The organism is Actinacidiphila oryziradicis, from assembly GCF_005047355.1.
Classification (GTDB): Bacteria; Actinomycetota; Actinomycetes; order Streptomycetales; family Streptomycetaceae; genus Actinacidiphila; species Actinacidiphila oryziradicis.
The window spans coordinates 119934-145155 of sequence record NZ_SUMC01000022.1 but is presented as its reverse complement, the minus strand read 5'-3'; the positions used below and the strand labels follow the sequence as shown (position 1 = coordinate 145155).

The window sequence follows — 25222 nt, the reverse complement described above, 5'->3', positions numbered from 1 at the left end:
CAGGCGACCAGCAGACCGGGGTTGTCCAGCGCGGCGCCGTAGGCGTGGGAGAGGGAGTAGCCCAGCTCCCCGCCCTCATGGATCGAGCCGGGCGTCTCGGGCGCCACATGGCTGGGCACGCCGCCGGGGAAGGAGAACTGCCGGAACAGCCGGGCCATGCCGGCCGCGTCCCGGCTGACGTCGGGGTACGTCTCGGAGTACGTGCCCTCCAGCCAGGAATTGGCCAGCACCGCCGGCCCGCCGTGCCCGGGACCCCAGATGCACAGCGCGTCCTGGCTACGGGCTTTGATGACCCGGTTGAGGTGGGTGTGGACCAGGTTCAGGCCGGGTGAGGTGCCCCAGTGGCCAAGCAGCCGGGGCTTGATGTGCTCGGGGCGGAGTGGCTCGGTCAGCAGGGCGTTGCCCATGCGGTAGATCTGGCCGACGGTCAGATAGTTCGCGGCACGCCAATGGGCGTCCAGGGCGCGCAGCTCCTCGTCGGCGAGGGCGGCGGGAGCCGCTGCCGGGACGTTGCGTGTGCGGTCGAGCTGGGTCACGGAGGCCCCTTAACGGGCGTACGGAGCCATACAGGTTCCACCGTGCCGCGCCAACGCACGCCGTCTCTTGGGCCGAATGGGCCAGTGCCACGGCCGGGCAGCCCGGATCGGCAGGCAGTGCCGGGACCTTCGGGCGTCGGGGCAGGGCCGGACGGTCATCCGTCAGTTGCTCGCCGCAGGCACCCTGGTGATCTGCGCCGGAGGCGGCGGCGTCCCCGTCGTACGTGACAGCGTCACGGAGCGGCTGCGCAGCGTCGAGGCGGTCATCGACAAGGACAGCAGAGCCGCCCTGCTCGCCGAGCAACTCGACGCCGACGCCCTGCTGATCCTCACCGACGTCACCCACGTATTCGCCGACTACGGCAAACGTCACGCACGGCCGCTGTCCACCGCCACCCGCGCCGTGCACCTCCCCGAGGGTTCCATGCGCTCCAAGACCGAGGCGGCCGCCGCCTTCGTCGAACGCACCGGCAGCATCGCCGCCGTAGGCCCGCTCGACAACGCCCCCGGAACCCTTGTCGGCACCACCGGCACCCTGGTCCAGGCCGAGTCAGTCGCCCACGGTGCCCAGCCCACTGCCCCGGCTACCAGCTGAGCACCGGACGCGAGGGGAGGGGCCCGGCGCAACGCGCCGGGCCCCTCCCCTCGTCCTGGGTCAGTAGCGTGTGTGGTGCAGCGGCCGCGGGCGGATCCGGGGCACAGGCCGTGCGGGACGGGCCTGCGCATGCGGCGTACGGTGGGCGCGCAGACGAGCGATGAACGTCTCGGCGGCGAGTGTCGCGATGACGGTGATCACCGCGCCGGCGGTCAGCAGCAGGGCGAACAGCGTCCAGAAGTCAGCGGTCAGGGTCGTACGCATGGCAGTCAACTCCTCGCTCGGCAATTCTCCGGGAGCCCTCTGCCTGCCAGCTTCGTCGGACCCCAGGGGGCCCCGGTGGATCTTCGCCGTACCTCCGGGCTGCGGGGCTCGGGCCTGTTGGGCACCAGCAGTCCGCACCAATTTCTCGGCATGACGGCGGGAGTAATCGGCCCGGCCAGGCGAGACAGCCGATTGCCTGTCTCTGCCATGGCGGGGAGGACTGTTCGGGGGACGGCATGATGGGGCACCTCCCGGCCGAGGGTGGAGGATGCCGCACTCCATGGACCGGCGACGGGCCGTGCGGATCCGCTGGTTGGGCGCTATGCGGCCGGGCCCGGTACGACGACCACTGGGCAGTGGGCGTGATGCAGCAGGGCGTGGGCGACCGGGCCCAGTTGCGGGCTGGGTCCGCCGTGTCGCCGGTGGGCGGCGATCACGACTACGTCGGCCCCGAGGGTGGCCTGCAGCAGCGCGTGGGCCGGGCCGGAGCGTACGGTGCGGGTTTCCACCGCGACGTGCGGGTGCTTCTCCCGCAGCGGGGCCATGACTTGGCCGGGCAGCGCCTCCTCGGCCTTGGCGTGCCGCGCGATGTCGTCCTGCACGCGGTCGGGGGGCGTCGGGGACAGCCCGGCGGGCGTGCGGTGCCGGTAGGTCCACGCGTGCAGGACCCGCAGCGGAGCGCCACGGCGTGCCGCTTCCTCGAAGGCGTAGGCCGCCGCGTCGGTGTCGGCGTCGCTCTCGATGCCGAGGAGGACCACGCCGGGGTTCGGGTTGGGCTCGCCGCGTACGACGAGCAGCGGGCCGTGGGTGTGCGCGGCCAGCCGCAGGCTGACCGAGCCGAGCAGCAGCCCGGCGAAGCCGCCGAGGCCGCGGGTGCCGACGACGGTGAGCGCGGCGTTCCGGCTGCGGGACGCCAGCGCCTGCGCCGGGTCGGCGGCGACGGGTGCGGTGCTGACCGGCAGGCCGGGGTAGCGGTCCCGTACCCGCGAGAGGGCGGATGCCAGTACCGGTTCGGCCTCGTCGAGGTCGGGCACCGCGTAGACGATCTCCAGGGTCGCGCCGCGAAGCGCCGCCTCCTCGGCGGCCCGGTCCAGGGCTCGTACGGAGATGATCGAGCCGTCCACACCGACAACTACGCGCTGAGCCTGCTGAGCGGTCATGTCCGTTGCTCCTGTCGGTGAGATGTGTCAGAGCGCCCGCAGGCCGTGTTCCCGGAACTGCCCGCGCACCCGTTCCACCAGCGCGGGGCTGGGCGAGGGGGTGTCGTGCAGCGGGAAGGGGATGCCGAGGGCGTCGTACTTGGCCGCGCCCAGCTTGTGGAAGGGCAGGATGTCCACCCGCTCGACGTTGCCCAGCCCGGCGGTGAAGGCGGCCAGGCCGTCGATGGCGGCCTCGTCGTCGGTCCAGCCGGGGACCAGGACGTAGCGGAGCCATACCGGGATGCCGAGCTGGTCCAGGCGGGTGGCAAAGCTGAGGGTGGGGGCCAGTTCACCGCCGGTGAGCCGGCGGTAGGCGGCGATGTCGAAGGACTTGATGTCCAGCAGGACGAGGTCGGTGTCGGCGAGCAGGGCGTCGGTGGCGCGGGCGCCGAGGAAGCCGGAGGTGTCCAGGGCGGTGTGCAGGCCTAGCTGCTTGCAGCGGTGGAGGATCTCGGCGGTGAAGGCGGGTTGGAGCAGTGGTTCGCCGCCGGTGAGGGTCACACCGCCGCCGGCGGCGGTGATGAAGGAGCGGTATTTCCCGATCTCGTCCATCACCTCGTCGACGGTGCGCTGCTTGCCGTCGCGCATGTGCCAGGTGTCGGGGTTGGCGCAGTACAGGCAGCGCAGTGGGCAGCCGCTGGTGAAGAGTACGAAGCGGGTCCCGGGACCGTCCACTCCGGTGGACAGGTCCCAGGAGTGCACGCGGCCGGTGGTGCTCACAGCGCACCGTGGAAGGTGCGGCTGATCACGTCGAGCTGCTGCTCGCGGGTGAGGCGGACGAAGTTGACGGCGTATCCGGAGACCCGGATGGTCAGGTCCGGGTACTTCTCGGGGTGCTCCATGGCGTCCTTCAGGGTGGTCCGGTCCAGGACGTTGACGTTCATGTGGAAGCCGCCGGAAGCGGTGTAGGCGTCGAGGATGCCGACGAGATTGCCCGCCCGCTCGGCAGGGTCGTGGCCCAGGCCCTCTGGGGTGACGGTGGAGGTCAGGGAGATGCCGTCGCGGGCCTGGTCGTAGGGGATCTTGGCGACCGACAGCGCGGAGGCGGCCATGCCGTGCCGATCGCGGCCGTTCATCGGGTTGGCACCGGGGGCGAAGGGGGTGCCGGTGCGGCGGCCGTCGGGGGTGTTGCCGGTGTGCTTGCCGTAGACCACGTTGGAGGTGATGGTGAGCACCGACTGGGTGTGCTCGGCGTCCCGGTAGGTGGGGTGGCGGCGCACCTTGGCCATGAAGGACCTGACCAGGTCGACGGCGATGGCGTCCGCGCGGTCGTCGTTGTTGCCGTAGGCCGGGTACTCGCCCTCGACGGCGTAGTCCACGGCCAGGCCAGTGGCGTCCCGGATCACCTTCACCCGGGCGTGCTTGACTGCGGACAGGCTGTCGGCGGCCACCGACAGGCCGGCGATGCCGCAGGCCATCGTGCGGTGGACGGGGTGGTCGTGCAGGGCCATCTCGATGCGCTCGTAGGCGTACTTGTCGTGCATGTAGTGGATGACGTTGAGAGCGTTGACGTACGTCGCCGCGAGCCAGTCCAGCATCCGGTCGTACGCGGCCGACAGCTCGGCGAAGTCGAGGTAGTCGCCGGAGAGCGGCGGGGCCGCGGGGGCGATCTGGTCGCCTGTCTGCTCGTCCCGGCCGCCGTTGATGGCGTACAGCAGGGCCTTGGCGAGGTTCACCCGCGCGCCGAAGAACTGCATCTGCTTGCCGACCGCCATCGCCGAGACGCAGCAGGCGATCGCGGTGTCGTCGCCGGTGACGGGGCGTAGCAGCTCGTCGGACTCGTACTGGATGGAGCTGGTGTCGATGGAGAGTTGGGCGCAGAACCGCTTGAAGCCGTCGGGCAGCCGGGGAGACCAGAGCACGGTGAGGTTGGGCTCGGGGGCGGGGCCGAGGTTGTAGAGGGTCTGGAGGAAGCGGAAGGACGTGCGGGTGACCAGCGGCCGCCCGTCGTCCCCGAGGCCGCCGATGGACTCCGTCACCCAGGTCGGGTCGCCGGAGAACAGCGCGTCGTACTCGGGGGTGCGCAGGAACCGTACGATCCTCAACTTGATCACGAAGTCGTCGATCAGCTCCTGGGCCCGGGTCTCATCGATCAGGCCCTCGGCCAGATCACGAGCGAGGTAGATGTCCAGGAAGGTGGAGGTGCGGCCCAGCGACATCGCGGCGCCGTTCTGCTCCTTCACCGCGGCCAGATAGCCGAGGTAGAGCCACTGGACGGCCTCGTGGGCGGTGCCGGCGGGACGGGTGACGTCGCAGCCGTAGGAGGACGCCATCTGCTCCAACTCGCCGAGTGCGCGTATTTGTTCGGCCAGTTCCTCGCGGTCGCGGATCACGTCGGCGGTGGAGGGCTGTGCGTCCAGCAGTGCGCGTTCGGCGTGCTTGGCCTCGATGAGTCGGGCGGTGCCATACAGCGCGACGCGACGGTAGTCGCCGATGATCCGGCCCCGGCCGTAGGCGTCGGGCAGGCCGGTGATGATTCCCGCCTTGCGGGCGGCCCGCATGGCCGGGGTGTAGGCGTCGAAGACCCCGTCGTTGTGGGTCTTGCGGTATGTGCCGAAGACGCGCCGGACGACCCCAGCTGGTCGTGGACCTGCGGTCCGTGACCTTCATCGACTGCGGCGGCCTCGCGGCCCTGTGCCGGGCCCGGCGCCGCGCCCTGAGCCGCGGTGGTTCGCTGCGCCTGGTCGTTGACGACCCCCGAGTCCTGCGGATCCTGCGCCTCACGCACCTCAGCCGGGCCTTCGAGGTGCGCGACAGCCTTCCCGCCACCTCCGCGATGACGATGAAGGGACTGTCCCAACCTTTCCCGGTGGCCCAAAGCGCCGGTTGACGGCGGCGGCCCGGAACTGATGAATGCGGTCGTCCTCAAGGGTGCCGCTCAAGAGCGGCGAACCCAGTGCCAAGCAACCTGGCGGTAGCGTTCACGGCCTTTGCCGCTGGGGGTCTTCCCATGCCGGTCGGAGAACCGATCAAGGCCGAACGGCCCCCCTGCACGGCCCCGGCCAGCCCCTGCGGGCCACCCCCGCACCGCCGGATCGTGGAACCGGAAGCCGAGGGAGATGGGGACTGTAAGCCGTACGGCACGCCCAGGGGCCGCTCGGCCTTCGCCTGCACCGCACCGTGCAGGACATCACCATCGAGGTCACCGACCACAGCACACACATCCCGCAGCGCCGGGCCGCCGACCACGGTGATGAGTCCGGGCGCGGCCTGCAGCTCGTGGACGACCTTTGCCGCCAGCTGGGGCACCCGGCCCACCGGCAAGGGCAAGGCGGTCTGGTTCACTCTGCGACTGGCCGCAACGGACCCTCGTGGTGACGTACGGCGGCTGCCGCCGCAGTGAGAGTGAGGACGGCCGGGGCCGATCGGGTGCGCCACGAGGGCCGCTCGGCCCCTGCCGGGGGCAGGCGGCCCGAGCAACGATGGTCGTGACAGTTCCATTCCGGATCGCGACCGAGGATCGTCACCATGACCACTACGACAAACTCGCTCGGTGCACTACCGCCCGACAGCCGCGAGCGGCTGATGAAACTCGCCCGCGAGGTGTCCTTCCCGGCCGGGACCCGCGTCTTCGAGGAGGGCAGCCGGGCTGACCGGTTCTGGATCATCCAGAGCGGCTCGGTCACCCTCGACCTGCACGTTCCCGGCCGCCGCGCGGCCGCCGTCGGAACTCTCGGCCCCGGCGATCTGCTCGGCTGGTCGTGGCTGTTCCCGCCGTACTCCTGGCATCTGGGGGCCGAGGCTCACGTCCAGGTGCGCGCGATGGAGTTCGACGCCACGTTGGTCCGGGCGCTGTGCGAGGCCGACCCGGTACTGGGGCGGGCAATGTTCCGCAGCGTCGGCGAGATCGTCGCGAGCCGGCTCCAGAGTGCCCGCACCCGGTTGCTGGACCTGTACGGGCCGTACGGCAGCGGTCCACGGCTGTGAGCGACTGAGGAGGCAACATGCATGGAACCCCGTACATCGTGAGCGATGTGATGACGCACACCGTCGTCTCCGTCGGCCGTGACGCCCCGTTCAAGGAGATCGTTCAGACCATGGGGCAGCGCGCTTCCGGTCCTGGAAGGTGAAGGCCGTGTCATCGGCGTGGTCTCCGAGGCCGACCTGCTGCCCAAGGAGGAGTTCCGCGACAGCGACCCCAGCCGCTTCGAGCAGCTACGCCGTCTGGACGACCTGGCCAAGGCGGGGGCGCTGACCGCCGGGCAGCTGATGACGACCCCGGCCCTTTCCGTCCGCGCCGACGCCACCCTCGCCCAGGCCGCCCGCGCCATGGCGACCAAGCACATCAAACGGCTGCCCGTCATCGATGCCGAGGGGATGCTCGTCGGAGTCGTCAGCCGCAGCGACCTGCCCAAGGTCTTCCTGCGGCCGGACGAGGACATCGCGCAGGAGATACGCGGCGAGGTGCTCGTCCGGCTCTTCCCCGGCGACCCGTCGCCCGTCCTGGCCCGGGTTAAGGAGGGCGTGGTCACGCTGACCGGCCGGATCCACGACACCTCCCTGGTCCCGGTGGCACCCCGGCTGGCCCGCGCGGTCGAGGGCGTCGTGGATGTCGAGTGCGAGCTCACCGGCCCGGCATCGATGCGTTTCGGGCCGCCCGTGGTGGGCCCGCAATTCTGAACACTCCTGCTCCGCCTGGTGCGTGTCCCGGCCCCGCCCGGTGCACACGTCCACAAGCTGCGGGATCCCACCGGCCCTGCCGCTTCCCTCGTCGACACCGGGACCGCCCTCCCAATGCGCCGCCGCCTGCGAGACGCCAGGCCTGTAGCAGCCACCGCGCGTCGCCAAGGAGGGCGTCCCTGGCCGGAGCCGGGTATGGGGCCGTTCGGCCCTGGTGTTGCACCGGCCGGGCGGTCCACGATCGAATCCAGGGCCGGGTTCACGACAGCGCGAAGGACGGACATGACCGAGGCACGGGAATTCTCACCGCGGGCACCGATCAGGGTGTTCCTGCTCGACGACCACGAGGTGGTCCGGCGTGGGGTGCACGACCTGCTCGACGCCGAGCCCGACATCGAGGTGGTCGGCGAGGCCGGGACGGCCGACCAGGCACCTTGCACGGGGTCCGGCGTTGCGGCCGGATGTGGCGGTGCTGGATGTGCGGCTGCCGGACGGGGACGGGATCACGGTCTGCCGTGAGTTGCGCTCGCGTATGCCCGAACTGACGTGCCTGATGCTCACGTCCTTCGACGACGACGACGCGCTGCTGGACGCGATCATGGCCGGGGCCGCAGGCTACGTACTGAAGCAGATCAAGGGCTCCGACCTGGTCGCCGCCGTACGCACCGTGGCCGCCGGGCAGTCGATGCTCGACCCGGCCACCACCGCCCGGCTGATGAGCAGCCTGCGCGGCGACAGCACCCCGGCCGAGCCCCAGGACATTCCGCTCAGGCGCGCCTTTTGCTCCATTCTGGCCCTATTTGGGCCCACTCGCGCTCCCACTCCGCCGTGCGGTCGCGGTCCAGTCGCAGCCGTAGGACCTCGCGGCCGCCCAGCAGCAGTACGGTGACGCTGCCCGCGGCGAGCGCCCCGGCCAGTACGGACTGTGCGTAGGCCTGCCCGGACGTGGGCGGCTCGTCGGTGAGCCGGCCCTGACCGTCGGTCCAGATCACGGTCTTGGTCCCAGCCTTGCTGCCCGATGTGACCTGCGTCTTTGCCGTACGGACCGTGCCGTTGGACGCCGTCCACCGCACCGTCGCCCGGGCGAGGACGTAGGCGCCGGACACCACGTGCTCGGCGTCCTCGGTCAGGACGGCGGAGGTACGGTGCCGGTTCTGGCGCTGGCTGAGCAGGGCGTGGCCGACGCCGGCCGCGCTGAGCGCTCCGGCCAGGGGTACACCCACCGCCATCAACACGGCCGTCGTGAGAACGACCCACGCTTCGGCGACATCCGAGCGGCGCCTGAGCGGATTGTGCCGCCACCGCCAGAACCTCGCCTTCGCACCCATGGCTGACTCCTCTTCCCGATTTTCCCGATTGCCGCGCACCAGTAGTCCTCAACGACCGTCGCACGCGCACCGCTCAGGAGGGAGGGGCCGGTCAGCCCCCGCGCCGGGACTACCGGACCCGTTTGGGCCCTGTTCCGTGCCCGGCGCGGGCGGGTCGGCCGAACCCGGGCACGATGGGCCCCATCGGGCCGCCACTGGTCGAAGGGCCCCTGCTGGATCCAACCTGCGCATCACGGGCTGAGCCGGGCCGAATGGCCTCCGGTTCTCACCCGGCCGGCGCCGGTGACCTCCAGGTGTGCCGGCGGCAGGAGTTCTCGCCGCGCGGTCACGGCGGGCTCCGGCACGGTGACCACCGGGCAGAAGGCATGGCCCACGCAGTCGCGGGCCACCGGGCCCAGGCTGGGGGCACGCCGTCCGCGGGAGCATGCCGTCCCAGCGCCAGCAACAGGGCATCGTCGGCGTGCCGCAGCAGCACCGCCGCCGGCGGGCCCTCGGCCAGCACGGCCCGTACCGCAGGCTGCGCAAGCGGTCCCAGCACGGCGGACAGGGCCGTGTGCAGCACCCGCTTCGCGCGGTCCCGGTCCTCCGCCGGGGTCCGGCGCGTCGCGGCGGGGGCGTACGGCGCGAGCAGGCCGGCCGTCGGCTCCCAGGCATGGACCACGACGAGCGGCACCCGCAGCAGGTGTGCTTCGGACGCGGCCCACCGCAGCGCGGTGAGTGACCCGAGTGATCCGTTCACTCCCACCACGATCGGCCGTGCGTCGGTGAATTCGGACATGTCGGCCTCCCGGATCGTTGTGCTTCCACCGTGGCCCGTCGGACGCTGCCGCGGCCAGGGCCGACCGTCCCCGTACCGGGGCTGGCCGGTTCCCCCGTGCCTGCCGCGCCACTGGACCGGTCGGCACTGTCTTCAGGGCCTGAGAGCCCATGGCCGCAGGGGCGACGACTCACCGAAGGTGAGAGTGGATACGGGCGCGCCGAGTGCCCGTGGCAATCTCCTGGGGCGCGGTGACATGTTCGTAAGCTTGCTGGGAGTCGGCGCCGTCACGTCGATCGGCCTGGGCGCGATCCTCGCTTTCGCGGTGGACTGGCAGTGGGAAGGAGCCAATCGCCAACTCATCGGCCTGATCATGATGGCGGTCGGGTTCCTGGCACTTGCCGCCTTTGTCGGCGTCTATCGCGACCACGACGTCCACTCCGGCCACGACTCCCACTCCTGAGAGCAGGTCAGGCCTGCCCCGAATGGCTGGAGTACACACCACGATCGCCCGGCCCGGGGCATGCCGACACGGCCGACAAGCCCCGACCCAGGGCCGAACGGCCCTGTCGCCGGACCTCGCCGCCGACGGAGAGTGTTGCGGTGACGGACATGTTTTCCGAGGAGGAGTAGAGACCATGCAGCACCGCAGCATCCACGACGTAATGACCAGGGACGTGATCAAGGTCCGCCCCGACGCCCCCGTGAAGGAGATCGCGAAGCTGTTCAGCCGGAACGACATCACCGCCGTTCCGGTCGTCGACGAGCAGAACCGCCCCATTGGCATCGTCTCCGAGGCGGATCTGCTCCACAAGGCGGCGAGTCTGCCCGATCCGGAGGGCCGCGGCCAGGCCCGGCCGATGCACTCGCGGGAGTGGGCCCGGTCCGAGGCCGAGACCGCGGGGGAACTGATGAGGTCCCCCGTCATCACCGCCCGGCCGGAGTGGAACGTCATCGAGGCGGCCCGGCTGATGGACCACCAGAAGGTGAAGAGGCTGCCCGTGGTCGACGAGGTCGGCCGGCTCGTCGGCATCGCCAGCCGCTGCGACCTGCTCCGGATCTTCCTTCGCCACGACACGGCGATCCGCGAGGAGATCCAGTACGAGGTGCTCGGCCGGACCCTGTCCATCACCCCGGACGCGGTCCAAGCGGGCGTGCGGGACGGAGTGGTGACGCTGCGCGGCAGGGTCGGGCAGAAGAGCCTGGTTCCCATCGCGGTGCGGTTGTGCCGCTCGGTCGACGGCGTCGTCTCCGTGCACAACGAGCTTGAGTACGTCTACGACGACAGCGACAGCACATCCGAAGTCACCCAGTGATGTACAGCGGTGTCGACGGCGACTTCGCTGCCGTCCTCGGGTGAGTCGTAGCAGGCAGCCGGCGCACGGGAGCCGGGAGTTCGAACTGCACCCTGTCAATGCCCACGAACCGGTTGCGGTGAAGACGACCTGGGCGAGGCTGCGTGGAGAGGCTGCCGCCACCGTCACCTCACCCGGCCCGACAGGTCGACCGTTACCGCTTGGCCGCGCACAGCGATCGAGCGGGGAGCTGTACTGGACGGGATCGCCATGCCGTGGACGAGGGTCCGCTCATAGAGGCCCGGTCCCGCACCCGGACGGCGCCTGCGGCGGGTGGGGTCACGGTACGGGGGGACACCTTCTCGTCGCAGGCGCCGTCCGGCCGTACGCACTGTCGCGGCATGGCTCCCGGCGGGGATGCGGTGTCCTGCGGCGACGACGGTGGTCTCCAGCCGCGTGAAGCGGAACTCCGGCAGCAACGCGAGGTCCAGCAGTAACGGCGCGGCGGGCACCGGGCTCACCGGGCAGCACGACCACGCCACTGCCGGTGTCCTCAGAAGAGCGCGGGCACAACTGCTTCGATGAGATGTGGTCCTGGCTCGGCGAGGGCCTTCGCCAGCTGGGTGGTGAGGTCCTCGGCGGTGGTGGCGCGGGAGGCCGGTACGCCCATGCCGCGGGCGATCGCGGTGAAGTCGAGGCCGGGCCGGGACAGGTCGAGCAGGTCGCGCCGGGCCGGGCCGCCCGCCGGTGCTCCGAGGCGTTGGAACTCCATGTTCAGGATCGCGTACGAGCGGTTGGCGAAGACCACGGTGGTGATGTCCAGTCCTTCGCGGGCGTGGGTCCACAGCGCGGAGATGGTGTACATCGCGCTCCCGTCAGCTTCCAGGCACAGCACGGGGCGGTTCGGGCAGGCGATCGCGGCCCCGGCGGCGAGCGGCAGGCCTTGGCCGATGGCGCCGCCGGTGAGGGTCAGCCAGTCGTGGCGCGGCCCGCCTGCGGTGGCCCCGGGCAGCCAGAGGCCGGAGGTGTTGGCCTCGTCCACCACGATCGCCCCCTCGGGCAGCAGCGCGCCGATGGCCGCGGCGGCTGTCTCGGCGGTCAACGCGCCGGTGGGCGGTACGGGGCGCGCGGCGGCCGGGAGGACGGGCCGGTCGTGCGGGGCGACCATATCGGCCAGCTGGCCGAGGGCCCCGGGAATGTCGTCGGCGGTCGTGGCGAGGACGTGGACCTGGCAGCCGTCGGGCACGAGCAAGCTGGGCAGGCCGGGGTGAGCGAAGAACGACACCGGGGCGCGGGCGCCCGCCAGCACCAGGTGCCGTACGCCGTCGAGCTGCGCCATCGCCCCCTCGGCGAGGTAGCCCAGCCGTTCCACGGCCGGCAGGCCCGCCCCGCGTTCCAGGCGGGCCGGGAAGGTCTCGCACAGCAGCCGGGCGCCGGTGGCGGCGGCGATCCGCCCCACCGCCCGCAGCGACGGTTCGCGTGTCGCGACTCCGCCGAGCAGGATCGCGGTCGGCTCGCCGCTCCGCAGGGCTTCGGCCACCGCGCCCACGGTCGTGTCCGGTACGGTCGCGGGCGGCCGGGGCGGCACCGGTGGCGCGGGTCGGGCACCGCCGGACCAGGACACGTCGGCGGGCAGGATCACCGTGGCCACCTGCCCGGGGGCACTGATAGCGGCGGCCACCGCCTCCGCCGTATCGGTGGCGGCGGTGGAGGCGTCGGTGCAGCGGCGAACCCAGCCGGACACGGTGCGGGCCAGGGCGTCGATGTCGGACTCCAGCGGGGCGTCGTACTGCTTGTGGAAGGTCGCGTGGTCGCCCACCAGGTTCACCAACGGGGTGGTGGCGCGGCGGGCGTTGTGGAGGTTGGCCAGGCCGTTGCCGAGCCCGGGGCCGAGGTGCAGCAGGGTGGCGGCGGGGCGGCCGGTCATCCGGCCGTAGCCGTCGGCCGCGCCGGTGGCCACGCCTTCGAAGAGGCAGGGGACGGCCCGCATGGCGGGTTCGTCGTCGAGAGCGGCGACGAAGTGCAGTTCGGACGTGCCGGGGTTGGCGAAGCACACCTCGACCCCGGCATCCAGGAGAGTGCGGGCAACGGCACGGGCACCGTTCACGGTGGTTCCGCCTTTCACTGATGTCGGGGCTCAGCCGAAGAGAACGCCGGGGTTGAGGATCCCGTTCGAACGACACGACGATCCCACCCGTCCGGGGCACGCAGGCCCCGGACAGCCCGGTCCCCGAGCCCCGGGCCGTCACCGGGATCCGCTGCGCGGCGGCGACCCCCAGTACCCCCGACACCTCGGCGGCCGTCGCCGGACGCACCAGATACCCCGGTGGCCGCGCGGTGGCGGCCAGCGATTCATCGTGGCCGTACTCCGCCGGAATGCGATTCCCCGTCAGAACATGCTCAGGGCCTACCGTCTTGGCCAGTAATGATCCGGTATCCGTCATGACGAACTCCTCCCTTGACGCCTGCCGCGCAGCCGGCCGTACCGCCGGGAACGGTGCACGCGGTACGGCGTTGCGCCCGCCATGATGCGGCCGCCGCCCCGGCCGACGGACCGGTCCAACAGTCCCCACCTCAGGGCCGGTCGGCCCTGAACCGTCCGGCCGACGGCGCCGCACCCGTAGCGGAGCCGGTCCCGGCGACGTCATTGGAAGGCCGTCTGCACGTCCTTCTCCGTGGCGGTGTGGGAGACAAGGAGGAGTTCGTCGCCGGGCTGGAGCCGGAGCCCGGGGGTCGGTGCGGCGGGTTCGCCGTCGCGGATGACGGCGGCGACGACGGTGCCGGCCGGGACGGGGATGTCGGCCAGCGTGCGGCCGACGGCATGGGACTGCTCGGTGATGGTGGTTTCGATGACGTTGACGCCCGCTTTGCTCAGCCGTAGCAGGGCGACGGTGTCGGTGGTGCTGGTGGCTTCCTCGATGAGGGAGATGAGGGGGGTGGCGGCGCCAGGAACTTGCGGATGTTGGCGTAGACGGATCTGCCCAGTTCCACGGCGGCGGCGATGGAGGCGAAGGAGTCGTCGAGCAGCACCATCACCGACGCCTCCCGGGCGACATCGGTGCCGGTGGCGCCCATCGACACGCCGATGTCGGCGTGCTTCAGCGCGGGCGCGTCGTTGGCGCCGTCGCCGGTGACCGCGACGACCTCGCCGCGTCGCTGGAAGGCGGCCACCACCCGCATCTTGTGCTCGGGGCTGACCCGGCACATCAGCAGCTCCGACGGGTCGGCCAGTACCGCGTCCAGCGCGGCGTCGTCCATGCCGTCGAGTTGCGACCCGGTCACCACGACGGGGTGTGGCTGCCGGACGATGCCTACCCGGCGGGCGATGGCTTCTGCGGTCAGCGGGTGGTCGCCGGTCACCATGACGATCCGGATCCCGGCCCGCCGGCAGGTACGTACCGCGTCGGCGACCTCCGGCCGGGGCGGGTCGAGCATGCCGGTCAGCCCCAGCAGGGTGAGCCCGGCCTCGGCCTCCTCCCGCGAGCGCGGCCGCTCCGGCGCCCAGCGCCAGGCGGCGGCCAGGACCCGCAGCCCCTGCGAGGCCATGTCGTCGTTAGCGGCGGTGACCGAGGCCCGCAGTTCATCGGTCAGCGGGCGGCGCTCGCCGTTCCACTCGATATGGGTGCAGCGGGCCAGCAGCTCCTGCGGAGCGCCCTTGGCGTAGACGTGCCAGTCGCCGGGCGGTGCACGGTGCTCATCAGCTTCAGGACCGGGTCGAAGGGGAACTCCGCCGTACGCGGCGTGGCCGCCTCCTCCGCCGCGAGGTCCAGCCCGGCCTTCGCGGCGGCGACCATGATCGCGCCCTCGGTGGTGTCGCCGAGCACCCGCCAGCCGTCCGGCTCCGACGGGGGCAACAGCCGGGCGTTGCCGCACAGTCCCGCCACCCGTAGCAGCTCCGCTACGGATCCGCCCTCGGTGACCTCGCCCACGGGGGCGTACCCCACCCCGGAGACGCTGTGCGGTTCGCCACCCGCCCACAGCCGGGTGACGGTCATCTCGGCCTGGGTGAGCGTCCCCGTTTTGTCGGTGCAGATGACGGTGGTGGACCCGAGCGCTTCCACCGCCAGCAGCCGCTTGACCAGGGCGTGCCGCCGTGCCATACGCCGTACGCCGATCGCCAGTGACACCGACAGCGTCGCGGGAAGCCCTTCGGGGACCATGGCGACCATCACACCGAGGGCGAAGACGAACGAGGTGATCAGCGGCTGTCCGGTAGGGAGCCGCACCGCGAGCACCACGGCCCCGATCACCAGGGCCAGCACCGCCACCCGCCGGGCCATCGAGGCGACCTGGCGCTGCAACGGGGTCTTCTGCTGCGGCGCGGAGTCCGCCAGCCGGAAGATCCGGCCGAACTCGGTATCCGCACCGGTGGCGAACACCACGGCCTTCCCGGTGCCGGTGAGGACCGTGGTGCCCATGAACACGCAATTGCGGGCCTCCAGCCGGGTATCTGCCGACGTCGCGTCGGCGATCCGGCCGACGGCGGCACTCTCCCCAGTCAGCGCCGCGTTGTTCACCGAAATGCCGTGCGCCTCCACGAGCCGGCAGTCCGCCGGCACCGCGTCCCCGGCGTCGAGCACCACGAGATCGCCGGGCACGAGGTCACGGGACGGCAGCTCCTGCCGCTCCCCGTCCCGCAGCACCCGACAGGTGTGCGGCACCATCGCCTGCAACGATTCGGCGGTGCGCTCAGCGGAGTACTCCTGGGCGAAGCCGATGACCGCGTTGATCAGCACTACGGCCAGGATCGCCAGCGCCAGCTGCAGATTGCCCGTCTCGCGCGGGTGCTGCAGGCCGTAGGCCAGAAAAGTGAGGCCGGAGGCGATGAGCAGTACGACCGCGAACAGGTCCGTGAACTGCGCCGCGAACCGCCGCCACAAGCCCTTCTTCTTCGGGGCGGGCAGCTCGTTCGGGCCGTGGTGCACCTGCCCGGCGCGCGCCTCCTGCCCGGACAGGCCCCGGGGGGAGCCGCCCAGCGCGCCGAACACCTCGCCCGGCGCGAGGCTCTGAACCGGGGCACCGGCCCCGCAGGGCACGGCGGGCGCGGCGCCGGATCCCGCACCGTCCGCGACGGGCGTCGGTGTGTCCTTCGTCATCCCTGTCATCTGAGTGCGCTCTCTTCACGGGCAGTGGCTGACACCGACGGCGGCGTCCACGGCTCACGCTAGGGACGCGCACCGCCGCACGGACAGGGCCGATGAGCCCCGAAGCAGGGACCATCAGCCCTGCCTCCGGGAGGAGCAGGAGGTCACAGTCGGGGAAGCCATTCGCCGTTGATCATGTGCAGGGTCGGCTCCTTCGGCGGGTGCGAGTCGTCGGTACGGAAGGTCAGGCGGCTCACCACCCCTATGACCCCGTCCACCTGCCAGGCCAGTGTGACGGTGATCGGGATGTCGCTGCTCCGTTCCACCTGCCCTTCCAGCGTGGCCATACCGTCGTGGACCGTGACGATCACGGTGCCGGGCGGCAGGCACATGGCGCGGGTCAGCACCTCGTCGATCACCTCCGTGCGGATCTCCTCATCCGTCCGAAGGAAGACCCGCAGCAGGTCGCGGCGGGTGGCGATGCCGATCAGGCGGTCCTCTTCGTCTACCACGGGAAGCCGTTCGATGTGATGGCGCTCCATGATGCGCGCGGCATCCACGACACGCTGTTCCGGGTGCACGGTGATCGCGGGGGTCGACATCAGCTGCCCTGCGGTCACGGCGCGGGCCTTGGCGGCCTTGGCGCGCGCCGAGCGGCTCAGCGCCGGCAGCCGGAATCTGCGTCCTTGGTAGCCCTCGGCCTGATCCGCCTGTCGGCGCATCAGGTCGGTCTCGGAGACGACTCCCAGGACCTTGTCGTCGGGGTCCACCACCGGCAGGCCGCTGATGCGATACCGGTCCAGCAACTGGGCTACGTCCTTGGACGGCGTCTCCCGGTGCGCTTCGATGACCTCGCGGGTCATCACATCACCGATCTTGCGGGTCTTCACGGGAAACCCTTCCCCTCCGCCTGAGTTCACGGGCCCGAGCAGCCGGTTCGCCGCTCCTGTCCCGTTTTTCTCTCTCCAGCTTGCCGTCGGCGCGGACGAGGGGGCAGGGGCCGACCTTCCCGCGACCATGGGCCGAACGGTGACCCCGTGGGACTTCGGAGCGGGGCAGCAGGGAGCCGGGTGCGCCTACAGGGCCGGTCCGCTGGCGTCGATGCAGGTGACCGGCCGTAGGTCGATCACGATGGAGGGCCTAGGAAGTCCCACCGCAATTCCGTGCACGCGCCACTTGAAGTGAGAACGTCAATGAGCGCCGGATGTTCTCTCGCTCTGGTCGGCCTGGGTCTGGGGGAGGGCGGCCCGGCCCGCTTCCAGGCGGGCGACCGGCACGCGGAACGGCGAGCAGGAGACGTAGTCGAGACCGGCGTCGTGGAAGAAGTGCACCGAGGCGGGGTCGCCGCCGTGCTCTCCGCAGACTCCGATCTTCAGGCCGGGCCTGGCGGCCCGGCCCTCGGCGACGGCGATCTTCACCAGCCGGCCCACGCCTTCGCGGTCGATTGTCTCGAACGGGGACACCTTGAAGATGCCTTTGTCGAGGTAGGCGGAGAAGAACGCCGCCTCGACGTCGTCGCGGGAGAAGCCCCAGGTGGTCTGGGTCAGATCGTTGGTGCCGAAGGAGAAGAACTCGGCCTCCTGCGCGATCCGGCCCGCCGTGAGGGCGGCCCTGGGCAGCTCGATCATCGTGCCGACGGGGCACTCGACGGGGATGCCCGCAACTGCGGAGACGTTGGCGAGCACCTGCTCCACCTCGGCGCGTACGATCCGCAGTTCCTCCACGGTGTCGATCAGCGGGACCATGATCTCCGCCTTCGGGTCGCCGCCGGCCCGCTTGCGCTCCACGACGGCCTCGGCGATGGCCCGTACCTGCATGGCGGTCAGGCCCGGCACCACCAGGCCCAGGCGCACGCCGCGCAGGCCGAGCATCGGGTTTTCCTCGTGCATGCGGTTGACGGCCTCCAGCAGTTCGGCGTCGTGCGCGTCAGGAGTGCTACCGCCTGCCTCGGCCGCCGCGAGGCGTACGGCCAGTTCGGTGCGGTCCGGAAGGAACTCGTGCAGGGGCGGGTCGAGCAGGCGGATGGTGACCGGCAGCCCGTCCATTGCCTGCAGGATGCCGACGAAGTCCTGCCGCTGGAGGGGGAGTAGTGCGTCCAGGGCCCGGTCGCGGTCGGCGTCGGTCCGGGCCAGGATCATCGCCTCGACCAGCCGGCGCCGGTCGCCGAGGAACATGTGCTCGGTGCGGCAGAGGCCGATGCCCTCGGCTCCGAAGCGGCGGGCGCGGGCGGCGTCCTCGGGGGTGACGGCGTTCGCCCGCACTCCCAGCCGCCGTACGGTGTCGGCCTGCTCCATGATCCGGTGCACCGCGCCGACCACCGTCTGCGAGCGGTCGCCGGAGGGCTGCCCGCCGGTTTCGAAGTACCGCATCACGACGGAGTCGATCAGTGGGGCCGCGCCGAGATAGACGGCGCCGGCCGAGCCGTCGACGGAGATCACCGTGCCCTCGGTCACCGTCATGCCGTCGGCGGTGAAGCGCCGGGCCCGGGTGTCGACGGTGAGTTCCTCGGCGCCGCACACGCAGACCTTGCCCATCCCGCGGGCGACCACCGCGGCGTGGCTGGTCTTGCCGCCGCGGCTGGTGAGGACAGCCTGGGCGGCGACCATGCCCGGCAGATCGTCGGGGGTGGTTTCCTGCCGCACCAGCACCACCTTCTCCCCGGTGGCCGCCCGGCGCACCGCTTCGGCGGAGTCGAAGACCGCCGCGCCGACGGCGGCGCCGGGTGAGGCGGGGATGCCGTGGGCCAGCGCCGCGCCGACCGCGGCGGTGTCGAAGCGGGGGAACATCAGCCGGGCGAGTCCGTCGCCGCTCACCCGTCCCAGGGCCTCGGCCGGGGTGATCAGCTCTTCGTCGACCAGTTCGGACGCGATCGCGAAGGCGGCCTCGGCGGTGCGCTTACCGACCCGGGTCTGCAGCATCCACAGCTTGCCGCGCTCGATGGTGAATTCGATGTCGCACAGGTCGCGGTAGTGGTTCTCCAGAATGCGCAGGTAGTCGCGCAGTTGGGTGTACGAGAGCGGGTCGAGCTGTTCCAGCTCCTGCAGGGTGACGGTGTTGCGGATGCCGGCGACGACGTCCTCGCCCTGCGCGTCGGCCAGGTAATCGCCGTAGATGCCGGGGCGGCCGGTGGCCGCCGACGGGTCCAGCAGAGGTGGTGCTGGAGGACTTCCGGCGGTATCTGCTGGTTGAGCGCAGCCTGCGTACGAGAACGCTCGGGAGATCGTGACCCGGATTCTCCGGGATCACTCGATGAACAGCGTCTGCCTCGACTTCGAGAAGCGCGACATCCTGGCGCCCTCGGACTACCGCAGGGCACAACGCGGGAAGCCGGCCCGGAACAAGCGGGCACAATGGTGTCCCGAGACGATCCGGAACATCCTCACGTCCCCCACGGTCCGGGGTCACATGTCTCACGACGGAGAGACCGTCCACGGCGACGACGGGATGCCGGTCAGAGTAGGTCCCGCGCTGGTCAACGACTCGGAGTGGGCGCGGCTCCAGTCGGTCATGGAGAAGAAGACTCGTACCCGCACTGAGGGCGCGGCCCCGCTCCTGGATGTCGCCTGGTGCGACTGCGGCGCCAAGTACCACCTGTGGCAGGTCACGCAGAAACTGAAGTCCGGACCCAAGAGGTACCGCTACTACCGGTGCGAGCGGTCCAACAAGAAGCAGTGCGACGCAGCGGCGATCAAGGCTGATTACCTGGAAGCCCTGGTGTCGGCCTACGTCTGTTGGCCGACGATCCTTGGAGAGCTGGAGGTGGAGCGGAAAGTGCTCATCCCCGGTGAAGATCACACGGCGGAGCTTGCCCAGGTCCGAGATGCCGTTCAGCGGCTCACCAACGAGAAGGACGCCGCGGACGACTGGGACGACGAGGACGAACGGGCCTACTTGTCGCGCATGGCCAAGTTGCGGGAACGCAGGAGGCGGCTGGCGGCACTTCCGCAGCGTGCTGACGAGTGGCGCATGGTCGGGACTGGCGAGACCTACGCCCAACTCTGGGAGCGGTCCGACTGGCCGGAACGTCGGCGACTGCTCATAGACGGCGTGTTCACGGTCGTGGCCTATCGTCCCAAGTCGGGTCAGGGCGGAGCCTCGAGCCAGGGCGAGACCCAGATCCTGATGGCTCCGGGCCCGGAGAGGCTCCAGGGTCGGGAGATACCCAGGCTACCGCCTACCCTAGGTGCATGACCGCGCAGGACGCCCTTAATCGAAGCTACGAGATCCGCACCTACGGGTGCCAGATGAATGTCCACGACTCCGAGCGGCTGTCCGGCCTCCTGGAGGACGCCGGCTATGTCCGCGCGCCCAAGGGGGTCGACGGGGCGGATGTCGTCGTCTTCAACACCTGTGCGGTGCGGGAGAACGCAGACAACCGGCTCTACGGGAATCTGGGCCAGCTCGCCCCGAAGAAGGCGGAGCGGCCCGGCATGCAGATCGCCGTCGGCGGCTGCCTGGCCCAGAAGGACCGCGACACGATCGTCAAGCGGGCTCCCTGGGTGGATGTCGTCTTCGGCACCCACAACATCGGCAGCCTGCCCGTGCTGCTGGAGCGGGCCCGGATCGCGGAAGAGGCGCAGGTCGAGATCGCCGAGTCACTGGAGGCGTTCCCCTCAACGCTGCCGACCCGGCGCGAGTCGGCGTACGCGGCATGGGTGTCGGTCTCGGTCGGCTGCAACAACACCTGCACTTTCTGCATCGTGCCCGCGCTGCGTGGCAAGGAGAAGGACCGGCGGCCCGGCGACATCCTGGCGGAGATCGAGGCGCTGGTCGCCGAGGGCGTCAGCGAGATCACGCTGCTCGGGCAGAATGTCAATGCGTACGGGTCGGACATCGGCGACCGCGAGGCGTTCAGCAAGCTGCTGCGGGCCTGCGGGAAGATCGAGGGCCTTGAGCGGGTGCGCTTCACCTCCCCGCATCCGCGCGACTTCACCGACGATGTGATCGCGGCGATGGCCGAGACGCCCAATGCGATGCCGCAACTGCACATGCCGTTGCAATCCGGCTCGGACGCGGTGCTGAAGGCGATGCGCCGCTCCTACCGGCAGGACCGCTACCTCGGGATCATCGCGAAGGTGCGCGCGGCCATGCCCGACGCCGCCATTTCCACCGACATCATCGTGGGTTTCCCCGGGGAGACCGAGAGCGACTTCGAGCAGACCATGCATGTGGTGCGCGAGGCCCGCTTCGCGCAGGCATTCACCTTCCAGTACTCCAAGCGGCCGGGCACCCCGGCCGCCGACATGGGCGGGCAGATCCCCAAGGCGGTCGTACAGGCGCGTTACGAGCGGCTGGTCGCCCTCCAGGAGCAGATCTCCTGGGAGGAGAACAAGAAGCAGGTCGGGCGTGTCGTGGAGCTGCTTGTCGCCGAGGGGGAGGGCCGCAAGGATGACGCGACCCACCGGCTGTCCGGCCGCGCCCCCGACAACCGCCTGGTGCACTTCGAGAAGCCCGGGGAGCCGGTCCGGCCGGGAGACGTGGTGACGGTGGAGATCACCTATGCTGCCCCGCACCACCTCCTCGCCGAGAAGCCCGCACTCGCCGTACGGCGCACCCGTGCGGGTGACGCCTGGGAGTCGCGTAACGCCGCGCCTGCGGTGAAGCCTGCCGGCGTGATGCTGGGCCTGCCGACGATCGGCGCGCCGGCTCCGGTGGCGGCGGCAGCCTCGGGCTGTGGCTGCGACTGACCATTCAGGAAGGTTGGGGAGAGGGATCAGCATGGCCACGTGGGGGCTGTTCGTCGAGGAGACGGAAGGCAGCGGGGACAATAGACGCTGGGAAGCGGAGATGCTCGGGCATTTCGAGGGGACGCACGAGGAAGCCATGGAGGAGCTGCGCCGACATGCCGTGTACTACAAGCCGAGGCATCCGCTCAGCGTCCGGCGCAGCTGGCTGTACCGGGACGGGGACGGCTATCTGATGATCAACAGGGGTATGACCAGTACCTACCACTGCCGCTTCACCGCAGCCGAGCTCGTTTGGGACAGCAAGGACCCGAGCGCGGCGGCGCAGGCCACGCCGTTGTCGGCCGGCGGACCGTATGACGAGGTCCCGCCCGGATACGCGTCCTCGTAGCCCCCGGCCGCTGGGCACCGCCGCCGCTCGGCGCAGCGATAGGCTGCGATCATGCTGGTCGCCGCTGCCGTCTGCCCGTGCCCCCCGCTTATCGTTCCCGAGGTGGCGGTCGGTGCCGCGCCGGAGCTGGACCCGCTGCGAGCCGCCTGCGCCGATGCCATCGGCGTACTCGCGGCGTCCCGGCCGGACCTGCTGGTCGTCGTGGGAGCCGGGGCGCAGGCCCGGATGTGGGAGGGCGGCGGGGCGGGTTCGCTGCGCGAGTACGGCGTGCCGCTGGACGTACTTCTGGGCACGGGCGGCGTGGCCGGGCCGCCGCTGGTGTCGTCGCTTACGGTGGCGGCCTGGCTGCTGGGCCGCACACAGGTGGCCGCGCCGCTCCACGCGTGCGCCGTACCGGCGGACGCGCCCGCGGACCGCATGCTCGGCCTCGGCCGCGGTCTGGCCGAACTCGCCGACCGCGTTGTGCTGCTGGTCATGGGCGACGGCAGCGCCTGCCGCACGGTCAAGGCGCCCGGCTATCTCGACGAGCGGGCGGAGAGCTTCGACGCGGCCGTCACGGCGGCGCTGGCGGACGCCGACACCGCGGCCCTGGCAGGGCTGGACGACCGGCTCGCCGCCGAACTGCAGGCCGGGGGCCGCGCCCCCTGGCAGGTCCTCGCGGGGGCGGCGGAGGGCGCGGGACTCGGTGGTCGGCTGCTGTACGAGGAGGCTCCGTACGGGGTCGGCTACTTCGTGGCGGCCTGGTCCTGAGGACCCGCTGCGGGCGATTCGGACGAACGATCCGGTCCGGGCCATGCCACGTCGCCCGATCGAGGGGCACCTCCGGGTTTGGGAGACTGTGCACGTGAAAAAAACTGTCATCGCCGTCGTCGGCCCCACTGCGGCCGGCAAGTCCGACCTGGGCGTCGCGCTTGCCCAGGCCCTGAACGGCGAGGTGGTCAACGCCGACTCCATGCAGCTCTACCGGGGCATGGACATCGGCACCGCCAAATTGTCGTCCTGCGAGCGGCAGGGCGTCCCGCACCACCTGCTCGACATCTGGGATGTCACCGAGGCCGCCAGTGTCGCCGAGTACCAGCGGCTCGCCCGCGCGGAGATCGACAGGCTGCATGCCGAAGGGCGCCCGCCGGTACTCGTCGGGGGGTCGGGGCTCTACGTGCGCGCCGCGATCGACGCCCTGGACTTCCCGGGCACCGACCCGGACGTACGGGCCCGGCTGGAGACGGAGCTCGACTCGCACGGGTCGGGACCGCTGCACGCCCGGCTCGCCGCCGTGGACCCCGAGGCCGCCCGGGCGATCCTGCCGAGCAATGGCCGCCGGATCGTCCGTGCCCTGGAGGTCGTGGAGATCACGGGGCGGCCCTTCACCGCCAATCTGCCTGACGCGCAGCCGAAGGGCGCGGTCTATGACACCGTGCAGATAGGTGTTGACGTCCCCCGCCCCGAGCTCGATGAGCGGATCGCGCTGCGTGTCGACCGTATGTGGGAGGCGGGGCTGGTCGGAGAGGTACGTGCCCTGGAGGCGGTCGGACTGCGCGACGGCCGCACCGCTTCGCGGGCGCTGGGCTACCAGCAGGTGCTCGCCGCGTTGGCGGGGGAGTACGGGGAGGCGGAGGCGCGTGCTGAGACCGTACGCGCCACCAAACGCTTCGCGCGCCGCCAGGACTCGTGGTTCCGCCGCGACCAGCGCGTGCACTGGCTCACGGCGCGCGGCCGGGAACTCACCGAACAGGCTCTGGGGTTGCTCGAAGATGCGGTCACAGCCTGATCACGTGATGGCATCGGGACGTCTCAGCAGCGCTTGACGCTGCCAACGGCGTGCCATCATCGAGCATCGAGCTATGGTGTCGGATGTCTGGGAGGGCGCGTGGCGATGGAAGCCGGCCCTCGTGACCATGGCCGCGGCCGTGCCGATGACCAGCCCGACAGCCTGGTTGTCGACGGGCCGCTGGATGAGGACGCCGAGGAAGAGCAGTCGTTCCTCGAGCTGCGACCGCAGCGCCGCCTGCGGATCTGGCAGATCGCACCGATTGTCGCCCTGGCCACCGTCGGCTCGCTGATGTTCGCCTTCCCGCTGGCCTTCGAGTTCGGCGACGGCGGCCCGGTCATCGCCATGCTGGGGCTGCTGCTCTGCTGCTGCTCAGCCGGCTGGGGCATCATGGCCGCCCGCCGGGTCGGCTACACCTGGCCCGGACTGCCCCCCCGGGGCTCCGGCCAGCGCCCCGACTGGCGGTTCGTCGCCCTCTACATCGCGGTTACCGTGCTACTGGCGCTGCTCGCCTTCTGGCGGGTGGCGCGGCTCAGGTAGCGGGGCCTGCGGGACCGTAGAATCGGTGTGTGACCACCGCATCGCCCACCGAGCAGCGCGGCCTGCCCTTCCTCAAGGGTCACGGCGCCGAGAACGACTTCGTGATCGTCCCTGACCCGGACGGACGCGTCGAGCTGCCTCCGGCCACCGTCGCGCGATTGTGCGATCGGCGGGCCGGTATCGGTGGCGACGGCTTGCTGCGCGTCGTACGGTCCGCGTTGCACCCGGAAGCGGCGGCGATGGCCGGCGAGGCCGAGTGGTTCATGGACTACCGCAATGGCGATGGCAGCATCGCCGAGATGTGCGGCAACGGCATCCGGGTCTTCGCCCGCTACCTGCTGCGCGCCGGGCTCGCCGGAAGCGGAGACCTTGCCGTCGCCACCCGGGCCGGAATCCGCCGGGTGCATATCGCCAAGGACGCCGCGGACGGCACCCCCGGCGACATCACCGTCGACATGGGCCGCGCCCACCTCCCCGGAGGGGAGGTGACGGTTTCCGTCGGCGCCCGGGCGTGGCGGGCTCGCAACGTCAGCATGGGCAACCCGCACGCCGTCGCCTTCGTCGCCGATCTCGAGCACGCCGGGAGCTTGCTCGCCGCCCCGGCCACCGCGCCCGAAGGCGCCTACCCGCATGGCGTCAACGTCGAGTTCGTGGTCGACCGCGGCCCGCGTCACGTGGCCGTGCGCGTCCATGAGCGCGGCTCCGGCGAGACCCGCGCCTGCGGCACCGGCGCCTGTGCCGTCATGGTCGCCGCCGCCCGTCGTGATGGCATCGACCCGGCCGTGACCGGCAGCCCGGCCACGTACACCGTGGACATGCCGGGCGGACAGCTCGTCATCACCGAACGCGTCGACGGGACGGTGGAGATGACCGGCCCCGCGGTGATCGTGGCCGAGGGCCTGGTCGACCCGGCCTGGCTGGACAAGGAATAGGGCGATCCCGGGCGCCGCGCCAGGGTGAATCCAGCCATCTCCGGGTACTCGATCAAGCCTTTCCGGCGATTTCTCCGGAGGACCAGAACCCCACCCAATAGCGCACGATCCACCCTCCCCGCAGGGGATGGTCAACGCATATGTTCCCTCGAACGGGTGATGACGATCACGCTCGGCGAGAGCTGGACAGCCGCACGTGGTGGGCTCGGTAGCATCAAGCACCGGCGCA

General features: G+C 71.1%; 24 protein-coding genes and 5 pseudogenes. 14 read left to right on the top strand and 15 right to left on the bottom strand.

What is annotated here, in order from left to right; genetic code table 11:
- Positions 1-536: phosphoketolase family protein (locus tag FCI23_RS23070; RefSeq protein ID WP_456318833.1), on the bottom strand; the 536-nt coding region annotated here is incomplete at its 3' end.
- A 76-nt stretch (positions 537-612) separates the two neighbouring features.
- On the opposite strand from FCI23_RS23070, the gene FCI23_RS23065 reads away from it, so the two are divergent.
- Positions 613-1131, top strand: coding sequence for an amino acid kinase family protein (locus FCI23_RS23065; RefSeq protein WP_136725833.1), 519 nt, complete (start codon positions 613-615; stop codon positions 1129-1131).
- Positions 1132-1191: 60 nt separating this feature from the next.
- On the opposite strand, the gene FCI23_RS23060 is transcribed toward FCI23_RS23065, so the two are convergent.
- From FCI23_RS23060 to FCI23_RS23045, 4 genes and pseudogenes are all read right to left on the bottom strand, one after another.
- Positions 1192-1395 carry a hypothetical protein gene (locus FCI23_RS23060; RefSeq protein ID WP_136725832.1) on the bottom strand — a complete coding sequence of 68 codons (204 nt, stop codon included), beginning with the start codon at positions 1393-1395 and terminating at the stop codon, positions 1192-1194.
- A 320-nt stretch (positions 1396-1715) separates the two neighbouring features.
- Positions 1716-2555 carry a universal stress protein gene (locus FCI23_RS23055; protein WP_136725831.1) on the bottom strand — a complete coding sequence of 280 codons (840 nt, stop codon included), beginning with the start codon at positions 2553-2555 and terminating at the stop codon, positions 1716-1718.
- Positions 2556-2582: 27 nt separating this feature from the next.
- On the bottom strand, positions 2583-3314 hold the full coding sequence (gene pflA / locus FCI23_RS23050) for a pyruvate formate-lyase-activating protein (protein ID WP_136725830.1): 732 nt from the start codon (positions 3312-3314) through the stop codon (positions 2583-2585).
- Positions 3311-5164 (bottom strand): annotated as a pseudogene (locus tag FCI23_RS23045) (pyruvate formate lyase family protein); the annotation flags it as partial. The pseudogene FCI23_RS23045 and the gene pflA, both read right to left, overlap by 4 nt.
- A 14-nt stretch (positions 5165-5178) precedes the next feature.
- Here FCI23_RS23045 and FCI23_RS23040 point away from each other — a divergent pair.
- The 4 genes and pseudogenes from FCI23_RS23040 to FCI23_RS23020 form a co-directional block, all read left to right on the top strand.
- Positions 5179-5424, top strand: a complete 246-nt coding sequence (locus FCI23_RS23040) for an STAS domain-containing protein (protein ID WP_246143914.1) — start codon at positions 5179-5181, stop codon at positions 5422-5424.
- Between the two features lie 638 nt (positions 5425-6062).
- Entirely contained in the window at positions 6063-6521 is a 459-nt protein-coding gene (locus tag FCI23_RS23030) for a Crp/Fnr family transcriptional regulator (RefSeq protein ID WP_136725828.1), read from the top strand.
- A gap of 17 nt (positions 6522-6538) precedes the next feature.
- Positions 6539-7214 (top strand): annotated as a pseudogene (locus FCI23_RS23025) (CBS domain-containing protein).
- A 282-nt stretch (positions 7215-7496) separates the two neighbouring features.
- A pseudogene (locus FCI23_RS23020) lies at positions 7497-7974 on the top strand (response regulator); the annotation flags it as partial.
- 7 nt (positions 7975-7981) lie between these two features.
- On the opposite strand, the gene FCI23_RS23015 reads toward FCI23_RS23020, so the two are convergent.
- Entirely contained in the window at positions 7982-8542 is a 561-nt protein-coding gene (locus tag FCI23_RS23015) for an Rv1733c family protein (protein WP_136725827.1), read from the bottom strand.
- Between the two features lie 325 nt (positions 8543-8867).
- Entirely contained in the window at positions 8868-9320 is a 453-nt protein-coding gene (locus FCI23_RS23010) for a universal stress protein (protein WP_136725826.1), read from the bottom strand.
- A 235-nt stretch (positions 9321-9555) separates the two neighbouring features.
- On the opposite strand from FCI23_RS23010, the gene FCI23_RS23005 reads away from it, so the two are divergent.
- Together FCI23_RS23005 and FCI23_RS23000 are read left to right on the top strand one after the other, a co-directional pair.
- Entirely contained in the window at positions 9556-9762 is a 207-nt protein-coding gene (locus tag FCI23_RS23005; RefSeq protein WP_136725825.1) for a hypothetical protein, read from the top strand.
- Between the two features lie 175 nt (positions 9763-9937).
- On the top strand, positions 9938-10615 hold the full coding sequence (locus FCI23_RS23000) for a CBS domain-containing protein (protein WP_136725824.1): 678 nt from the start codon (positions 9938-9940) through the stop codon (positions 10613-10615).
- 164 nt (positions 10616-10779) lie between these two features.
- On the opposite strand, the gene FCI23_RS22995 is transcribed toward FCI23_RS23000, so the two are convergent.
- From FCI23_RS22995 to ppdK, 8 genes and pseudogenes are all read right to left on the bottom strand, one after another.
- On the bottom strand, positions 10780-11106 hold the full coding sequence (locus tag FCI23_RS22995; RefSeq protein ID WP_136725823.1) for a hypothetical protein: 327 nt from the start codon (positions 11104-11106) through the stop codon (positions 10780-10782).
- Positions 11107-11147: 41 nt separating this feature from the next.
- Positions 11148-12701: an acetolactate synthase large subunit gene (locus FCI23_RS22990; RefSeq protein WP_136725822.1), complete on the bottom strand. Its 1554-nt coding sequence runs from the start codon at positions 12699-12701 to the stop codon at positions 11148-11150.
- Positions 12702-12777: 76 nt separating this feature from the next.
- Positions 12778-13038 (bottom strand): annotated as a pseudogene (locus FCI23_RS22985) (FAD-binding oxidoreductase); the annotation flags it as partial.
- Positions 13039-13238: 200 nt separating this feature from the next.
- Positions 13239-13391, bottom strand: a complete 153-nt coding sequence (locus FCI23_RS59955) for a TrkA C-terminal domain-containing protein (protein WP_246143917.1) — start codon at positions 13389-13391, stop codon at positions 13239-13241.
- 74 nt (positions 13392-13465) lie between these two features.
- Positions 13466-14140, bottom strand: a complete 675-nt coding sequence (locus FCI23_RS63100) for an HAD-IC family P-type ATPase (RefSeq protein ID WP_322973883.1) — start codon at positions 14138-14140, stop codon at positions 13466-13468.
- A gap of 41 nt (positions 14141-14181) precedes the next feature.
- Positions 14182-15690: a cation-translocating P-type ATPase gene (locus FCI23_RS22975; RefSeq protein WP_322973882.1), complete on the bottom strand. Its 1509-nt coding sequence runs from the start codon at positions 15688-15690 to the stop codon at positions 14182-14184.
- 152 nt (positions 15691-15842) lie between these two features.
- Entirely contained in the window at positions 15843-16568 is a 726-nt protein-coding gene (locus FCI23_RS22970; protein ID WP_211265440.1) for a CBS domain-containing protein, read from the bottom strand.
- 300 nt (positions 16569-16868) lie between these two features.
- Positions 16869-18809 (bottom strand): annotated as a pseudogene (gene ppdK / locus FCI23_RS22965) (pyruvate, phosphate dikinase); the annotation flags it as partial.
- A gap of 88 nt (positions 18810-18897) precedes the next feature.
- Here ppdK and FCI23_RS22960 point away from each other — a divergent pair.
- The 7 genes from FCI23_RS22960 to dapF all read left to right on the top strand — a co-directional run bounded on the left by FCI23_RS22960 (position 18898) and on the right by dapF (position 24993).
- Entirely contained in the window at positions 18898-19869 is a 972-nt protein-coding gene (locus FCI23_RS22960; protein WP_265737765.1) for a recombinase zinc beta ribbon domain-containing protein, read from the top strand.
- Entirely contained in the window at positions 19866-21365 is a 1500-nt protein-coding gene (miaB, locus tag FCI23_RS22955; RefSeq protein WP_136725820.1) for a tRNA (N6-isopentenyl adenosine(37)-C2)-methylthiotransferase MiaB, read from the top strand. The genes FCI23_RS22960 and miaB overlap by 4 nt, the downstream gene beginning before the upstream one ends.
- 31 nt (positions 21366-21396) lie before the next feature.
- Entirely contained in the window at positions 21397-21753 is a 357-nt protein-coding gene (locus tag FCI23_RS22950; protein WP_136725819.1) for a hypothetical protein, read from the top strand.
- Between the two features lie 51 nt (positions 21754-21804).
- A complete protein-coding gene (locus FCI23_RS22945; protein ID WP_136725818.1) occupies positions 21805-22503 on the top strand; it encodes a class III extradiol ring-cleavage dioxygenase family protein in 699 nt (232 codons plus the stop codon).
- 94 nt (positions 22504-22597) lie between these two features.
- On the top strand, positions 22598-23521 hold the full coding sequence (gene miaA, locus FCI23_RS22940) for a tRNA (adenosine(37)-N6)-dimethylallyltransferase MiaA (RefSeq protein WP_246143913.1): 924 nt from the start codon (positions 22598-22600) through the stop codon (positions 23519-23521).
- A 105-nt stretch (positions 23522-23626) separates the two neighbouring features.
- Positions 23627-24061, top strand: a complete 435-nt coding sequence (locus tag FCI23_RS22935; protein WP_136725843.1) for a hypothetical protein — start codon at positions 23627-23629, stop codon at positions 24059-24061.
- A gap of 29 nt (positions 24062-24090) precedes the next feature.
- Positions 24091-24993 carry a diaminopimelate epimerase gene (gene dapF, locus FCI23_RS22930; RefSeq protein ID WP_169316898.1) on the top strand — a complete coding sequence of 301 codons (903 nt, stop codon included), beginning with the start codon at positions 24091-24093 and terminating at the stop codon, positions 24991-24993.
- Positions 24994-25222 lie beyond the last annotated feature (229 nt).

Excerpts from the sequence above, each read along its gene's own strand:
- FCI23_RS23065 (WP_136725833.1), top strand. The coding sequence starts at position 613 with ATGGGCCAGTGCCACGGCCGGGCAGCCCGGATCGGCAGGCAGTGCCGG.
- FCI23_RS23060 (WP_136725832.1), bottom strand. The coding sequence starts at position 1,395 with ATGCGTACGACCCTGACCGCTGACTTCTGGACGCTGTTCGCCCTGCTG.
- FCI23_RS23055 (WP_136725831.1), bottom strand. The coding sequence starts at position 2,555 with ATGACCGCTCAGCAGGCTCAGCGCGTAGTTGTCGGTGTGGACGGCTCG.
- FCI23_RS23030 (WP_136725828.1), top strand. The coding sequence starts at position 6,063 with ATGACCACTACGACAAACTCGCTCGGTGCACTACCGCCCGACAGCCGC.
- FCI23_RS23015 (WP_136725827.1), bottom strand. The coding sequence starts at position 8,542 with ATGGGTGCGAAGGCGAGGTTCTGGCGGTGGCGGCACAATCCGCTCAGG.
- FCI23_RS23010 (WP_136725826.1), bottom strand. The coding sequence starts at position 9,320 with ATGTCCGAATTCACCGACGCACGGCCGATCGTGGTGGGAGTGAACGGA.
- FCI23_RS23005 (WP_136725825.1), top strand. The coding sequence starts at position 9,556 with ATGTTCGTAAGCTTGCTGGGAGTCGGCGCCGTCACGTCGATCGGCCTG.
- FCI23_RS23000 (WP_136725824.1), top strand. The coding sequence starts at position 9,938 with ATGCAGCACCGCAGCATCCACGACGTAATGACCAGGGACGTGATCAAG.
- FCI23_RS63100 (WP_322973883.1), bottom strand. The coding sequence starts at position 14,140 with ATGGCCTCGCAGGGGCTGCGGGTCCTGGCCGCCGCCTGGCGCTGGGCG.
- FCI23_RS22975 (WP_322973882.1), bottom strand. The coding sequence starts at position 15,690 with ATGACGAAGGACACACCGACGCCCGTCGCGGACGGTGCGGGATCCGGC.
- miaB (WP_136725820.1), top strand. The coding sequence starts at position 19,866 with ATGACCGCGCAGGACGCCCTTAATCGAAGCTACGAGATCCGCACCTAC.
- FCI23_RS22950 (WP_136725819.1), top strand. The coding sequence starts at position 21,397 with ATGGCCACGTGGGGGCTGTTCGTCGAGGAGACGGAAGGCAGCGGGGAC.
- FCI23_RS22945 (WP_136725818.1), top strand. The coding sequence starts at position 21,805 with ATGCTGGTCGCCGCTGCCGTCTGCCCGTGCCCCCCGCTTATCGTTCCC.
- FCI23_RS22935 (WP_136725843.1), top strand. The coding sequence starts at position 23,627 with ATGGAAGCCGGCCCTCGTGACCATGGCCGCGGCCGTGCCGATGACCAG.